The organism is Pseudomonas sp. PDM15 (assembly GCF_014851565.1).
Lineage (GTDB): Bacteria > Pseudomonadota > Gammaproteobacteria > Pseudomonadales > Pseudomonadaceae > Aquipseudomonas.
In genome coordinates this window covers 162,350-176,406 of the sequence record NZ_JACVAA010000006.1, presented here as the reverse complement: position 1 = coordinate 176,406, position 14,057 = coordinate 162,350, and the positions used below count along the sequence as shown (strand labels likewise).

The window sequence follows — 14,057 nt, the reverse complement described above, 5'->3', positions numbered from 1 at the left end:
AGCTCTTCAGGGGTCGATTCGCGAGCAGAGCTCGCTCCTACGGTTTGCCTTGAGCAAAAAACGCCGCGATCCTGCATGAGCATCGCGGCGCTTCTTCAGGTGGAGCCGTTACTCAGCGCACCTGCGGCGCGGTGAGCTTGTCCAGCAGCGCCGCCTGGGCGTTGCGCGGATTGGCGTTGCCGAACGGGCTGAGGCGTAGGTAACGGCCGTCCGGCTGCAGCACCCAGGCCTGGGTGTTGTCGGACAGGTAGCTTTCCAGCTCCTTCTTGACCCGGGTGATGAGCTTCTTGCCCTCCATCGGGAAGCAGGTCTCCACGCGCTTGTCGAGGTTGCGCTCCATCCAGTCGGCGCTGGAGAGGAACAGCTGCTCGTCGCCGCCGTTGCCGAAGTAGTAGATGCGGCTGTGCTCGAGGAAGCGGCCGACGATCGAGCGCACCTGGATGTTGTGCGACACCCCCGGCACGCCGGGACGCAGGCAGCACATGCCGCGCACCACCAGGTCGATGCGCACACCCATCTGGCTGGCCTTGTATAGCGCGCGAATGATCTTCGGATCGGTCAGCGAATTGACCTTGGCCATGATGTGCGCCGGCTTGCCCTCGCTGGCGAACTGCGCCTCGCGGGCGATCATGTCGAGCAGGGTCTTCTTCAGGGTGAAGGGCGCGTGCAGCAGCTTCTTCATGCGCAGGGTCTTGCCCATGCCGATCAGCTGGTTGAAAAGCTTGGACACATCCTCACCGAGCGCCTCGTCGGCGGTCAGCAGGCTGTAGTCGGTGTACAGCTTGGCGTTGCCAGCGTGGTAGTTGCCGGTGCCGAGGTGCGCGTAGCGGCGCAGCTCACCGTTCTCACGGCGCAGGATCAGCATCATCTTGGCGTGGGTCTTGAAACCGACCACGCCGTAGATCACCACCGCACCGGCGGCCTGCAGGCGGCTGGCCAGCTGCAGGTTGGATTCCTCGTCGAAGCGCGCGCGCAGTTCGATCACCGCGGTGACCTCCTTGCCGCTGCGCGCCGCCTCGACCAGGGCATCGACTATCTCCGAGTTGGCCCCGGAGCGGTACAGGGTCTGCTTGATCGCCAGCACGTGCGGGTCTTTCGCCGCCTGGCGCAGCAGGTCGACCACCGGAGTGAAGGACTCGAAGGGGTGCATCAGCAGGATGTCCTGCTTGCCGACCACGCTGAAAATGTTCTCGGCATTCTGCAGCAGCTTAGGGATCACCGGGGTGAAGGGAGCGTGCTGCAGCTCCGGGTGGCTTTCCAGCCCGGTGATGCTGAATAGGCGGGTCAGGTTGACCGGACCGTTGACCCGGTACAGCTCGCTCTCGCTCAGGTTGAACTGCTTGAGCAGGTAGTCGGACAGCTGCGCAGGGCAGGTCTCGGCCACCTCCAGGCGCACGGCGTCGCCGTAGCGGCGGCTGAACAGCTCGCCACGCAGCGCGCGGGCCAGGTCCTCGACGTCCTCGGTGTCCACCGACAGGTCGGCGTTACGGGTCAGGCGGAACTGGTAGCAGCCCTTGACCTTCATACCGGGGAACAGGTCGTCGGCGTGGGCGTGGATCATCGAGGAGAGGAACACGTAGTTGTCCCCTGCCCCGCCCACTTCCTCCGGCACGCGGATGATCCGCGGCAGCAAGCGCGGTGCCGGGATGATGGCCAGACCGGAGTCGCGGCCGAAGGCGTCGACGCCCTCCAGCTCGACGATGAAGTTGAGGCTCTTGTTCACCAGCAGCGGGAACGGGTGCGTCGGGTCTAGGCCGATCGGCGTGATGATCGGCGCGATCTCGTCGCGGAAATAGCGGCGCACCCAAGTCTTCAGCTTGGTGGTCCAGTAGCGCCGGCGGATGAAGTTGACCTGGTGCTTGGCCAGCTCCGGCAGCAGCACGTCGTTGAGCAGCGCGTACTGGCGGTCGACCTGCTCGTGGGCGATCTCGGAGATGCGCGCCAGCACCTGGCTCGGCAGCAGGCCGTCGGCGCCGGCCTGCTCGCGGGCGAAGTTGATCTGCTTCTTCAACCCGGCGACGCGGATCTCGAAGAACTCGTCGAGGTTGCTGGAGAAGATCAGCAGGAACTTGAGCCGCTCGAGCAGCGGATAGGACTCGTCCAGTGCCTGCTCCAGCACGCGGATATTGAACTGCAGCTGCGACAGCTCGCGGTGGATGTACAGGCTGCTGTCATCCAGACCGGGGATCGGCGGTATCGGGGCGGGGGCCGGCTCGGGCTCCACCACCGGTGCAACGACCACCTCGGCCACGACCTCCACCGGTGCCTGCGGCTCGGCCTCGAGCTGGGCGTCGGCGATCTGCTTGTTGCTGAGTCCCTCGGTATTCATTGCCTTGCTTCCCTGGGGCGGCTCAGCGCCCCGCGTTCAAGAGTTCTGCCGCACGCACGGCGAAGTAAGTGAGGATGCCATCGGCGCCGGCGCGTTTGAAAGCGGTCAGCGATTCGAGGATCACCGCCTCGCTCAGCCAGCCGTTTTGGATCGCCGCCATGTGCATGGCGTACTCGCCACTGACCTGGTAGACGAAGGTCGGCACGCGGAATTCACTTTTCACCCGCTGCAGGATGTCCAGGTAGGGCATGCCTGGCTTGACCATGACCATGTCGGCGCCTTCGGCCAGGTCCGCCGCCACCTCGTGCAGGGCCTCGTCGCCGTTGGCCGGGTCCATCTGGTAGCTGGCCTTGTTGGCCTTGCCCAGGTTGGCCGCCGAGCCGACCGCGTCGCGGAACGGGCCGTAGTAGGCGCTGGCGTACTTGGCCGAGTAGGCCATGATCCGCACGTTGGGGTGATCGGCCAGTTCCAGGGCCTCGCGGATCGCCTGCACGCGGCCGTCCATCATGTCCGACGGGGCCACCACCTGGGCACCGGCCTCGGCATGCGACAGGGCCTGCTTGACCAGGGCGTCGACGGTCACATCGTTCATCACGTAGCCGGAGTCATCGAGGATGCCGTCCTGGCCGTGGGTGGTGAACGGGTCGAGGGCCACATCGCTGATCACCCCCAGCTCCGGGAACTTGGCGCGCAGAGCGCGGATCGCGCGCTGGGCGATGCCGTCCGGGTTCCAGGCCTCGCTGCCGTCGAGGGATTTCTTCTCCAGCGGGGTCACCGGGAACAGCGCCAGGGCCGGAATGCCCAGCTCCACCCAGCGCTCCGCTTCCTGCAGCAGCAGGTCGATGGACAGGCGTTCGACGCCCGGCATCGAGGGAATCGCCTCGCGGCGATTGTCGCCGTCGAGGACGAACACCGGCAGGATCAGGTCGTCGGTGGTCAGCACGTTCTCGCGCACCAGGCGACGGGAAAATTCGTCGCGACGGTTGCGACGCAGGCGGGTAGCGGGGAACAGGCGATTGGCGGGGGTAAAGCTCACGACGGACTCCAGAACCCGCACGGCGGGCGAGTGTGACAGTTGTACCCGGCCATTATGACCAAATAATGACTGCCACACCCAGACTGCGACGGGCAGCCGCAGTTCCGTCGTCGCCAGCGGTGGCGATCAGGCGACTTGCGTCTGCTCACCGCGCGGCCAGCACAGCCAGATCAGGCTGCCCAGACTCCAGGCCGCCAGCAGCGCCCAGGACAGGCTACCGCCGCCGATCAGGCCGACCTGCTGGGCCCAGAACAGCGCCGGCAGGTTGAGCCCCAGGCGCAGCACCTCCAGCGAACGGGCGAACGGGCGGTTCTCCAGCCAGGTACCGATGCAGTACAGACCGAAGGCCACCCACAGCCAGGCGCCGGCCAGCACGCCGAGGCCCTGCTGCGCCGCCATCGCCAACAACCAGCTGGTACCCGCCACGTAGCTGGCGAACTGCAGGCCGGCGTAAAGCTTCTGGCCGCGGCTCAGCGGCACGTCGAACTTGCGGAAGGCGGCCAGGTCCGGCTTTTCGATCGGATAACGCGCCGCCACATCGGCCGGGCGCCAGCCGGTGGGCATGAACCAGATGCGCAGCTTGTCCCACCAGGACTCGGCGCGCCGCGCATCGCGCCACAGCTGCACGTAGAACTGCACATTGGCCCACAGCGGATTCCAGCTGCGCAGCGGCACGCTCACGCCGAACACCACCGGATGCTCGTCCAGCTCCTCCTGGAAGGTGCCGAACAGACGATCCCAAAGGATGAACACGCCTCCGTAGTTACGGTCCATGTAGATAGGGTTCTGCGCATGGTGCACGCGGTGGTTTGACGGCGTGATGAAGAACCACTCGAACCAGCCCAGCTTGGGTATGTGACGGGTATGCACCCAGTACTGGTAGAGCAGGTTGAACGCGCCGACGGTGACGAACACCACCGGCGGGATGCCGGCCAGGGCCATCGGCAGGTAGAAGATCCAGCTCAGCAGGAAGCCGGTGCTGGTCTGGCGCAGGGCGGTGGAGAGGTTGTAGTCCTCGCTCTGGTGGTGCACCACGTGGGAGGCCCAGAACACATTGCGCTCATGGCCGATGCGGTGGCTCCAGTAGTAACAGAGGTCGTAGGCGAAGAAGGCCAGCACCCAGACCCAGGGCTCGTCCGGCAACACGGTCAGGTGCAGGTGCTCGTAGGCGAAGGCGTATCCGAGCACGGCGATGGCCTTGCTCAGCAGGCCACTGGCCTGAGACAGCACACCGGCGCTGAGGCTGTTCAGCGAGTCGGCCAGGCGGTAGGTGCTCACCCCGCGCACGCGATCGGTGATCAGCTCGGCGATGATGAGCAGGAAGAAGAAGGGTACGGCGAGCAGGATCAGGTTCATGGTTCGGCACTGCACAGGTTGACCTAAGCTGATCCTATTCCTGCCCGCCCGACCACTCGCGGCGGCGAATGCCAGCCCGGGTGGCATTTGGCGACATGCCGTCGCTCGACGCTGTGTCGGGCGATCGGCGACACTGGGACATCGACTTATTGCTTGGCCAATGGAGAACAGCATGCACAAACGAGTCGCGGTCATCCTTTCCGGCTGTGGCGTCTATGACGGCGCGGAAATCCACGAAAGCGTGATCACCCTGCTGCGCCTGGATCAGCGTGGCGCCCAGGTGCAGTGCTTCGCCCCCAACATCGCGCAAATGCACGTGATCAACCACCTCACCGGCGAGGAAATGCCGGAGAGCCGCAACGTGCTGACCGAAGCGGCGCGCATCGCCCGTGGCGACGTGATGGACGTGCGCGAGCTGCAGGCCGAGCAGTTCGATGCGCTGATCCTGCCGGGCGGTTTCGGCGTAGCCAAGAACCTCTCCAACTTCGCCGTGGAAGGCGCCGGCTGCAGCGTGCAGCCGGACGTACTGGCCGCCGCCCAGGCCTTCGCCCAAGCCGGCAAGCCGGTGGGGCTGATCTGCATTGCCCCGGCCCTGGCGGCGAAGATCTACGGCGAAGGCGTGACCTGTACCCTGGGCGCCGAGGACGATCCTGCCGTCGCCGGCCTCACCGCCATGGGTGGCCAGCACATCGAATGCACGGTGGAGGACATAGTCGAGGACGCCGAGCGCAAGCTGGTTACCACCCCGGCCTACATGCTCGCCGAGTCCATCGCCGAGGCCGCCGCCGGCATCAACAAGCTGGTCGACCGCGTGCTGGAGCTGGCCCAGCCGGCGCAAGGCTGATACGGCCATAGTGCGCGGCACACCCGCCGCGCCCCTGGCCAGCGCCGTCGAACTTCGGCAGCGTGGGGCCTCGACCCGCAGGACAGAGCGCCCCATGCAACCCTTCGAACTCACCACCGAGCTGCGCGACGCCGTCGCCAGCTTCTTCCAGCGCATCCCCTTCAACCAGGTACTGGGCATTCGCCTGGAACAGCTGAGCGTCGACAAGGTGGTGATGAGCCTGCCGATGAAGCCCGAGCTGATCGGCAACTTCGTCCAAGGCATCCTCCACGGCGGGGTGATCTCCTCGCTGCTCGACGTGGCCGGTGGCGCCATGGCGCTGATCGGCGCCTTCGAACGCCACCAGCACCTGCCGGCACCCGAGCGCATGGCACGACTGGCCAAGCTCGGCACCATCGACCTGCGCGTCGACTACCTGCGCCCCGGTCGCGGCCAGGCCTTCACTGCAACGGCAGTGCTGCTGCGCTCGGGTAACAAGGTGGCGGTGGTGCGCACCGAACTGCACAGCGACGACGGCACCCTGGTGGCGGTGGGTACCGGCACTTATCTGTGCGGCTGATCTTGTAGGAGCGAGGGCGGCGCCTAGCCCTCTGCTCGCGAATCTTTACGCTGGCCTGGCTTCGCGAGCAGAGCTCGCTCCTACCGCATCAGCCGAGTAAGAATCCGATCCAGTGCATTGGCGAAGGCCTGGCGGTCCTTCTCCGAGTAGGCCGCCTGACCGCCGCCCATCTGGCCCTGGTCACGCAGATCGGCGAACAGGTTGCGGGTGGCCAGCTTGTCGCCCATGTTGCGCTCGTCGAACTCGCGACCGCGCGGGTCCAGCGCCGCCACGCCCTTCTTCACCAGGCGGTCGGCCAGCGGAATATCGCTGCAGATCACCAGCTCGCCGGGCACGGCGTGCTCGACCAGATAATCGTCAGCCGCATCCGGGCCGCTCGGCACCACCACCAGCTTCACGCAGGCGAAGTTCGGCCGGGCCACAGCCTGCCCGGCCACCAGCACCACCTCGAAGCCGCGTTTGAGGGCGAACTTCACCAACTGGTCGCGGGCCAGGCGAGGGCAGGCATCGGCGTCGATCCACACACGCATCTTCGGCACTCTTATTCGGAGGAGGCCGGCATGTTAGCCGCTGCGGCGCGGCGCCGCTCGCCCAGCCAGCTGCGCCCATAGAGGGTGGCGATGCCGGCCAGGGCCAGGGCCTGCGCGGAGAGGCTCCAGGCGTCGGCGTGGATGCCCAGCCAGTCGAACTCGAAGAACGCCACCGGCCGCGTGCCGAGCACGCCGGCTTCCTGCAGGGCCGCCACGCCGTGGCCGGCGAATACCACCGAGAGTACGCACAGCAGCACCGCGTTGGCGCTGAAGAAGGCGGCCAGCGGCAGCTTGCGCGAGCCGTGCAGGATCACCCAGGCCAGGCCTATAAGCAGCACCAGGGCGCAGGCGGCGCCGGCCAGCACCATGCCGTGGCCGGCCGGGCCGGCCTGTAGCCAGAGGGTTTCGTAGAACAGGATGACCTCGAACAGCTCGCGATAGACCGAGAAGAACGCCAGCACGGCGAAGCCAAATCGCCCACCACCGCCGACCAGGCTGCTCTTGATGTAGTCCTGCCAGGCCGCCGCATGCCGGCGGTCGTGCATCCACACGCCGACCCACAGCAGCACCACGCTGGCGAACAGCGCGGTGGCGCCTTCCAGCAGTTCGCGCTGGGCGCCGCTGATATCGATCAGGTAGGCCGCCACCGCCCAGGTGGCGAAGCCGGCCAGCAGCGCCAGGCCCCAGCCGACGTGCACGCTGCGTGCAGCCTGTTGCTGACCGGTGTTGCGCAGGAAGGCGAGGATCGCCGCCAGCACCAGGATCGCCTCCAGGCCTTCGCGCAGGAGGATCAGCAGGCTGGAGAAGAAACTCAGCGAGTCGCCCATCGCGCCGTCGGCGAGCAGCGCGGCGGACTTGTCCAGCTCGGCCGTGGCGACGGCCAGGGCCTGCTCCGCCTGCGCGACCGTGGCTCCATCCTGCAGCCCTTGCCGGTAGGCCATCAGCGCCTTCTCGGTGGTCTTGCGCTGCTGCGGGTCAAGGTTGTCGAGGGCGCTCTCGACCAGCTCGAAGCCTTCCAGATAGGCGCCGACGGAAAGATCGAAGGCCTGCTCGTGCTCGCCGGTGCGATAGGCCTGCAGGCTCTGTTGCAGCGTGCTGCGGGTGTGCTCGATCAGCTCGCCCGGGCCGCGCTGCTGCAGCGGCGGGTGCGCGCGCTGGGCGCGGAAGGCGGCGACATCGCCACCACTCGCGGCGACTTCGGCCGGAGTCTTGCCGGCCAGGTCGGCCAAGGCGAACGGCTTGCTCGCGGCCGCAACCGGCGCGGCGGAGAAACCGGCGATATAGCTGGCCAGGTCCCAGCGCTGGCGCTCATCCAGCTGGTCGGCGAAGGCCGGCATGTCGCTGCCGTCCCTGCCCTGGCCGATGACGGCGAACAGGTCTTGCAGGCTCAGGCGGTCCAGCCGCGCACTGTCGCGCAGATCGCCGGGCGGCGGTTCCAGGCCCAGGGCGGCGGGGCCGTCACCGGCACCGGCGTCGCCGTGGCAGACGGCGCAATGTTGCGCGTAGAGCGGCGCGCCGCGGCTCGGATCGGGAGTAATGGCCGGCACGGCGGGCTGGGCCAGGGCGGCCAGGCTGCCCAGCATGAGCAGGGGCAGCAGGCAGAAACGCAGGAGGCGAAGGACAGACATCGGGGCATCCCGGAAGAGCGGAATGCGAATTGTTGCCTGGCTAACGATTTCACTCAAGCAGAAACCGACACATCCTGTAACAACAACTCGAACAGTCTGTTCGAGTCGCTTACACCGGTGCGCGGCGCACCGTGGCCAGCAACGCCGCAGCGCCGACGAACAGGCCGGCGAAGGTGCGGTTCAGCAGGCGCTGCTGGCGCGGCGTGCGCAGGGCGCGCAGCACACGGGAGGCAAGGCCGGTGTAGCCGGCCATGACGATCAGGTCGACCACGATCATGGTCGCACCCATGATCAGGTACTGCGGCACTAGCGGCTCCTGCGGATGGATGAACTGCGGCAGCACGGCGAGCATGAAAACCACGGCCTTGGGGTTGCTGGCATTGACCAAGAAGCCGCGCAGCACCAGGGTCAGCGGCCGGCCGATGGGACGCTCGGCGGCGCCGGTGGCCAGGTCGCTGGGCAGCGCGCGCCACTGGGCGATGGCCAGCCACACCAGGTAGGCCACGCCGAACCACTTGATCAGACTGAAGGCCAGCGCCGAGGCCGAAAGAATCGCACCGACGCCGGCGGCGACGATGGCGATCTGCAGGGCCAGGCCGATCTGCAGGCCGAGGGCGTTCCAGTAGCCGCGCCAGAAGCCGTATTGCAGGCCGCTGGACATCGAGGCGATGGCGCCGGCACCCGGCGACAGGCTGATCACCCAGCAGGCGACGAAGAAAGCGAGCCAGGTTTCGAGTGCCATGGCGGATACCTCGGAAAAGCAAAAGGGGCAGGCCTTTCAGCCTACCCCTCCGCTTCAATGCTGCCCAGTATCAGTCAGTCCGGCGAACCCTTGCGCAACTGTACCGGTTCGCTGTCCCTGCGCCGCGCCATGGCGCCACGGATGCGAATGTTGATCGCCTCCACCGCCAGGGAGAAGGCCATGGCGAAGTAGACGTAGCCCTTCGGCACATGGACCTCGAAGGCCTCGGCGATCAGCACGGTGCCGACCACGATGAGGAACGACAGGGCGAGAATCTTCAGCGACGGATGCTTGTCGATGAAGGCGCTGATGGTGCTGGCGGACAGCATCATCACCAGGACCGAGATGACGATGGCCGCGACCATCACCGGCACGTGCTGCACCAGGCCGACGGCGGTGATCACCGAGTCCAGACTGAAGACGATGTCGATGATGGCGATCTGGATGATGATGCCCATGAAGCCGCGGGCCTTGCCGCCGTTCTGCTGCGCCTCTTCGGCACCCTCCAGGCTGTGGAAGATTTCCATGGTGCTCTTGAACAGCAGGAACAGGCCGCCGAAGAACAGAATCAGATCACGCCCGGAAATGCCCTGGCCGAACAGCTGGAACAGGTCGTTGGTGAGCTGCATGACCCAGGTGATCGACAGCAGCAGCAGGATGCGCGTGCCCATCGCCAGGGCCAGGCCGAAGAAGCGCGCCTCCGGCTGCTGGGCTGCCGGCAGGCGGCTGACCAGGATCGAGATGAAGATGATGTTGTCGATACCGAGGACGATTTCCAAGGCGGTCAGGGTCAGAAATGCGACCCAGATTTCCGGGCTGGTCAGCCATTCCATCTGCGGGATGCTCCGTGAGAGTGAGAAAAAGAGTTAGCGCCAGCGGCGCACGGTCTTCTGGAAGAACAGGCTGTTGGGCACTTGCAGCAGGCCGCCGCTGGCGTCCGCGCCGTGGTCTTCCAGGGTGGTGTAGAACAGGTTGACGCCGATGACCCGGCCCTTGATGCCGGGCTTGTCGCCGCTGTCGAGCAGCTCGACCGTGTCGCCGATGCGGAACGGCCCCATGCTGAAGATCAGCAGGGCACAGAACATGTTGGAGAGCACGCTCCAGATGGCAAAGAAGGCCACCGCGGCGACGGCGGCGAAGCCGGTCAGGGCGGCCCACAGCACTTCGGCGGATACGCCCAGGCGCTCCAGCACCAGCATCGCCGCGCTGCCGACGATCAGCCAGCGCAACAGGCCGCGCAGCGGCAGCAGGATCTCCGGCGGCAGCAGGCTGTAGCGCGAGCCCAGCCCGGTGATGCCGCGAGTGACGATGCGCTGGGCCAGCCAGGCCAGCACCAGGATCAGCAGTATCTGCGCGGCGACCACCAGCGGCTCGCGCCAGGCAGCGAGCAGATCCAGCTCTTCCATCAGTCGGCTTCCTCCAGTTGGCGCTGCAGCTCTTCGAGGGTTTCCAGGGCCAGCAGCCAAGCCTCTTCCAGCTCGGCCTCGGTGCCCTTCAGACGCGTCTGTTCGGCCAGCAGTTCACGCAGCTCGTCCTTGCGCGCCGCCTCGTACAGGCTGCTGTCGCCGAGCTTTTCCTCGATGGCGGCAAGCTTGTCGTGGACCTTGCCCAGTTCCTTCTCCAGCTTCTCCGCCTCGCGCTTGTGCGGGGCGAGTTGCTGGCGCAGTGCGGCAGCGGCCTGGCGCTGGGCGCGCTTGTCGGTCTTGTCCGCATTCGGCGCAGTCGTGCTCTGCGGCTGCTGCCGGGCACGGTAGTCGATCAGCCAGCGGGCGTAGTCGTCGAGATCGCCATCGAACGGCTGGATGCGGCCATCGGCGACCAGCATGAACTCGTCGGTGGTGCTCTTCAGCAGGTGGCGATCATGTGACACCACCAGCACGGCGCCGGCGAAATCCTGCAGGGCCATGGTCAGCGCCAGGCGCATTTCCAGGTCCAGGTGGTTGGTCGGTTCGTCGAGCAGCAGCAGGTTGGGCTTCTGCCAGGCGATCAGCGCCAGGGCCAGGCGCGCCTTCTCACCACCGGAGAAGTTCAGCACCGGCTCGTCGCAGCGCGGACCGCGGAAGTCGAAGCCGCCGAGGAAGTCGCGCAGGGTCTGCTCGCGCTCGCTCGGCGCCAGGCGTTGCACGTGCAGCAACGGGCTGGCCTTGGGGTCGAGGGCATCGAGCTGGTGCTGGGCGAAGTAGCCGATGGCCAGGTTCTCGCCGCGCGCCAGGCTGCCATCGAGCACGGTGAGATCACCGGCCAGGGTCTTGATCAGGGTCGACTTGCCCGCACCGTTGGGGCCGAGCAGGCCGATGCGAGCGCCGGGGGCGAGGCTCAGCTTGACCTTGTCCAGCACCGTCTTGTCGCCATAGCCGAGGCGCGCCTCGGACAGGTTGAGCAGCGGGCTGGAGACCTTGTCGGCCTCGCGGAAGACGAAGTCGAACGGCGAATCGACATGCGCCGGCGCCAGTTCCTCCAGGCGCTCCAGGGCCTTGATGCGGCTCTGCGCCTGGCGCGCCTTGGTGGCCTGGGCCTTGAAGCGGGCGATGTACTTTTCCATGTGCGCGCGCTGCGCCTGCTGCTTCTCGTACGCCTGCTGCTGCTGGGCCAGGCGTTCGGCGCGGGTGCGTTCGAAGGCCGAGTAGCCACCGCGATAGAGGGTCAGCTTCTGCTGCTCCAGGTGCCCCACATGGTCGACCACGGCGTCGAGGAAGTCGCGGTCGTGGGAGATCAGCAGCAGGGTGCCGGGGTAGTTCTTCAGCCACTCCTCCAGCCAGAGGATGGCGTCGAGGTCCAGGTGGTTGGTCGGCTCGTCGAGCAGCAGCAGCTCGGATGGGCACATCAGCGCCTGGGCCAGGTTGAGGCGCATGCGCCAGCCACCGGAGAAGTCGCCGACACGCTTGTCCATCTGCTCGGCGGTGAAGCCCAGTCCGGCCAGCAGCTTGCGCGCACGGGCATCGGCCGTGTAGCCCTGGGCGTTGTCCAGTTCGGTGTGCAGGCGGGCGATGGCGCTGCCGTCATGCGCCGCCTCGGCCTTGCTCAGCTCGGCCTGGATGGCGCGCAGCTGGGCGTCGCCGTCGAGCACATAGTCCGTGGCCAGGCGTTCGAGGTTGTCCACCTCCTGGCGCATATGGGCGATGCGCCAGTCGGCCGGCAGCAGGCAGTCGCCGGCGTCCGGCCCCAGCTCGCCGCGCAGCAAGGCGAACAGGCTGGATTTGCCGGCGCCATTGGCACCGATGAGACCGACCTTCTGGCCGGCGTGCAGGGTCAGCTCGGCGCCTTCGAGCAGGCGTTGCGGGCCACGTTGCAGAGTAAGATTGAGCAGTCGAATCATGATGGCGGCGGAGTCTACCAGCTTCGCCCCACCATAGCCCGGAGAGCCGCATGCCGTCTGACCTGTGGAGTTTTGCCAGTTATTGCTACGCGCGTCCCGGCGTGGAACAGACCTGCCTGCGCCTGCAGGGCGAAGGTGCCGATGTCTGCCTGCTGCTCTGCGCGCTGTGGTTGGAGCAGCGGCGAGTTGCCTGCGACACGCAGCGCCTTGAACAGCTACGCGGCATCGCCGAGCCGTGGCAGCGCCAGGTGGTGCAGCCCTTGCGCGAACTGCGGCGTGGCTGGAAGACCGCTAGCGTGAACGACCCGGCCCAGGCGCGGCTGCGCGCACAGGTGAAGGCACTGGAGCTGGAGGCCGAGCAGGAACTGCTCAGGCGACTGGAAGGGGTAGCGCAGAAATGGCAGGCCACGGACGAAGCCGTGGCCTGGTTGGAGCAGCTGGTAGATGACCACGACGCGCGCGAGCTGCTGCGCGCCGCGGCCGATCCGGCTTAGACGCCGGGCGGGGTGGTGCCGTTGCCGGCGACCGGAGCGACAGGCGCAGGAGTCGGCGTGGCGGCGCTGGCCGGTGCGGCCGGTTTCGCTGCTGCGGGCTTGGCCGCGGGTTTGGCTACTGGCTTGGCGGAAGGCTTGGCAACCGCAGGCTTGGCCGCGACCGGCTTCTTCACGGCGGGTTTCGCCGCAGGTTTTGCAGCCGGTTTGGCGGCAGGCTTGGCCGCAGCTTTTACCGCTGGCTTGGCTGCTGCAGGTTTTGCCGCTGCGGGCTTGGCCGCGGGTTTCGCTGTAGCTTTGGCAGCTGGTTTGGCTGCTGGCTTCGCGGCCGGCTTGGCGGCAGCCGCCTTGGCCGGAGCCTTGGCAGCAGCCGGTTTGGCCGGGGCCTTGGCGGCCGGTTTAGCAGCAGGTTTTGCTGCGGCTTTCGCGGCCGGCTTGGCCGCTGGTTTGGCAGCGCTCTTCGCAGCAGGTTTAGCAGCGGGCTTAGCGGCTGATTTGGCGACTGGCTTGGCGGCGGGTTTTGCGGCACTGGCGGCCTTCTTCGCGGCCGGTTTGGCAGCCGGTTTCGCCGCAGTCTTGGCGGCAGGTTTGGCGGCGGCTTTGCTGGCCGGTTTCGCTGCGGCTTTTGCTGCAGGCTTAGCGGCTGGCTTCGCAGCGGCCTTGGCGGCAGGTTTGGCCGCAGCCTTGGCAACGGGTTTGGCGGCGGCCTTCTTCGCCGCCGGTTTGGCTGCCGGCTTCACGACAGACTTGGCGACGGCGCGGCTGCTGAGTGCCTTGTTCGCCGCCTCACGTACCTTGCCTACGCCCTGGGCGAGCTTCAGGCTCTCCTGGGCATCACGCTTGAGCTGCACGATGTAGGCGCGGGTCTCGGCCTGGCGGGTCTTGAGGCTGGCGAGCAGGTCTTCCAGCTCGGCCACGGCGGCCTTGGCCTTGTCCTGCGCCTTGGCCTTTCCGGCCTTGGCAGCGTCCTGCAGTTTGGTGCGAGTCTCGTGGAGTTTTTCTTGCGCCTTGCCGCGCTGCTTTTCCAGTTTGGTGAGCAGTTCTTCGGCGTCGACCAGAGCTTGCGCGCAGGCCTTTTCCAAATGTTCGAGCAGGCTATGGGAGAGTTGCTGAAGCAGATGCAAAGGGGTGCTGACGGACTTCTTATTGTTGGTCGGCATGGCGTGCCTCCTAACGGACGTTGGTGCTCCCCATACTAGACGGCTGACTCGCCGGTCGCTAGCACC

12 protein-coding genes and 1 pseudogene are annotated in these 14,057 nt (G+C 66.8%); 3 read left to right on the top strand and 10 right to left on the bottom strand.

The window, feature by feature from the left end; genetic code table 11:
* Positions 1-112: 112 nt before the first annotated feature.
* The 3 genes from ppk1 to IB232_RS17505 all read right to left on the bottom strand — a co-directional run bounded on the left by ppk1 (position 113) and on the right by IB232_RS17505 (position 4,721).
* Entirely contained in the window at positions 113-2,329 is a 2,217-nt protein-coding gene (gene ppk1 / locus IB232_RS17515; protein ID WP_225592380.1) for a polyphosphate kinase 1, read from the bottom strand.
* Positions 2,330-2,351: 22 nt separating this feature from the next.
* A complete protein-coding gene (gene hemB, locus IB232_RS17510; protein WP_192399867.1) occupies positions 2,352-3,365 on the bottom strand; it encodes a porphobilinogen synthase in 1,014 nt (337 codons plus the stop codon).
* A gap of 126 nt (positions 3,366-3,491) precedes the next feature.
* Positions 3,492-4,721 (bottom strand): sterol desaturase family protein, encoded by a 1,230-nt coding sequence (locus IB232_RS17505; protein ID WP_192399866.1) that lies wholly within the window; start codon positions 4,719-4,721, stop codon positions 3,492-3,494.
* A 172-nt stretch (positions 4,722-4,893) separates the two neighbouring features.
* On the opposite strand from IB232_RS17505, the gene elbB reads away from it, so the two are divergent.
* Both elbB and IB232_RS17495 read left to right on the top strand, forming a co-directional pair.
* On the top strand, positions 4,894-5,565 hold the full coding sequence (gene elbB / locus IB232_RS17500) for an isoprenoid biosynthesis glyoxalase ElbB (protein ID WP_192399865.1): 672 nt from the start codon (positions 4,894-4,896) through the stop codon (positions 5,563-5,565).
* A 94-nt stretch (positions 5,566-5,659) separates the two neighbouring features.
* A complete protein-coding gene (locus tag IB232_RS17495; protein ID WP_192399864.1) occupies positions 5,660-6,124 on the top strand; it encodes a thioesterase family protein in 465 nt (154 codons plus the stop codon).
* A gap of 80 nt (positions 6,125-6,204) precedes the next feature.
* Here the strand turns inward: IB232_RS17495 and IB232_RS17490 are convergent, their stop codons facing one another.
* The 6 genes and pseudogenes from IB232_RS17490 to IB232_RS17465 all read right to left on the bottom strand — a co-directional run bounded on the left by IB232_RS17490 (position 6,205) and on the right by IB232_RS17465 (position 12,340).
* On the bottom strand, positions 6,205-6,654 hold the full coding sequence (locus IB232_RS17490) for a YaiI/YqxD family protein (protein WP_192399863.1): 450 nt from the start codon (positions 6,652-6,654) through the stop codon (positions 6,205-6,207).
* A gap of 11 nt (positions 6,655-6,665) precedes the next feature.
* Positions 6,666-8,198, bottom strand: a pseudogene (locus tag IB232_RS17485) (FTR1 family protein); the annotation flags it as partial.
* Positions 8,199-8,391: 193 nt separating this feature from the next.
* Positions 8,392-9,024: a homoserine/homoserine lactone efflux protein gene (gene rhtB, locus IB232_RS17480; protein WP_192399862.1), complete on the bottom strand. Its 633-nt coding sequence runs from the start codon at positions 9,022-9,024 to the stop codon at positions 8,392-8,394.
* A gap of 74 nt (positions 9,025-9,098) precedes the next feature.
* Positions 9,099-9,857 carry a TerC family protein gene (locus IB232_RS17475; RefSeq protein WP_192399861.1) on the bottom strand — a complete coding sequence of 253 codons (759 nt, stop codon included), beginning with the start codon at positions 9,855-9,857 and terminating at the stop codon, positions 9,099-9,101.
* 33 nt (positions 9,858-9,890) lie between these two features.
* Positions 9,891-10,430, bottom strand: coding sequence for a mechanosensitive ion channel family protein (locus IB232_RS17470; protein ID WP_192399860.1), 540 nt, complete (start codon positions 10,428-10,430; stop codon positions 9,891-9,893).
* Complete coding sequence (locus IB232_RS17465) at positions 10,430-12,340, bottom strand: ATP-binding cassette domain-containing protein (RefSeq protein ID WP_192399859.1); 1,911 nt, start codon at positions 12,338-12,340, stop codon at positions 10,430-10,432. Before IB232_RS17465 ends, IB232_RS17470 begins: the two co-directional genes overlap by 1 nt.
* Before the next feature lie 50 nt (positions 12,341-12,390).
* On the opposite strand from IB232_RS17465, the gene IB232_RS17460 reads away from it, so the two are divergent.
* Positions 12,391-12,834 carry a TIGR02444 family protein gene (locus IB232_RS17460; RefSeq protein WP_192399858.1) on the top strand — a complete coding sequence of 148 codons (444 nt, stop codon included), beginning with the start codon at positions 12,391-12,393 and terminating at the stop codon, positions 12,832-12,834.
* On the opposite strand, the gene IB232_RS17455 is transcribed toward IB232_RS17460, so the two are convergent.
* Positions 12,831-13,991 (bottom strand): AlgP family protein, encoded by a 1,161-nt coding sequence (locus IB232_RS17455; RefSeq protein ID WP_192400070.1) that lies wholly within the window; start codon positions 13,989-13,991, stop codon positions 12,831-12,833. The genes IB232_RS17460 and IB232_RS17455 overlap by 4 nt on opposite strands.
* Positions 13,992-14,057 lie beyond the last annotated feature (66 nt).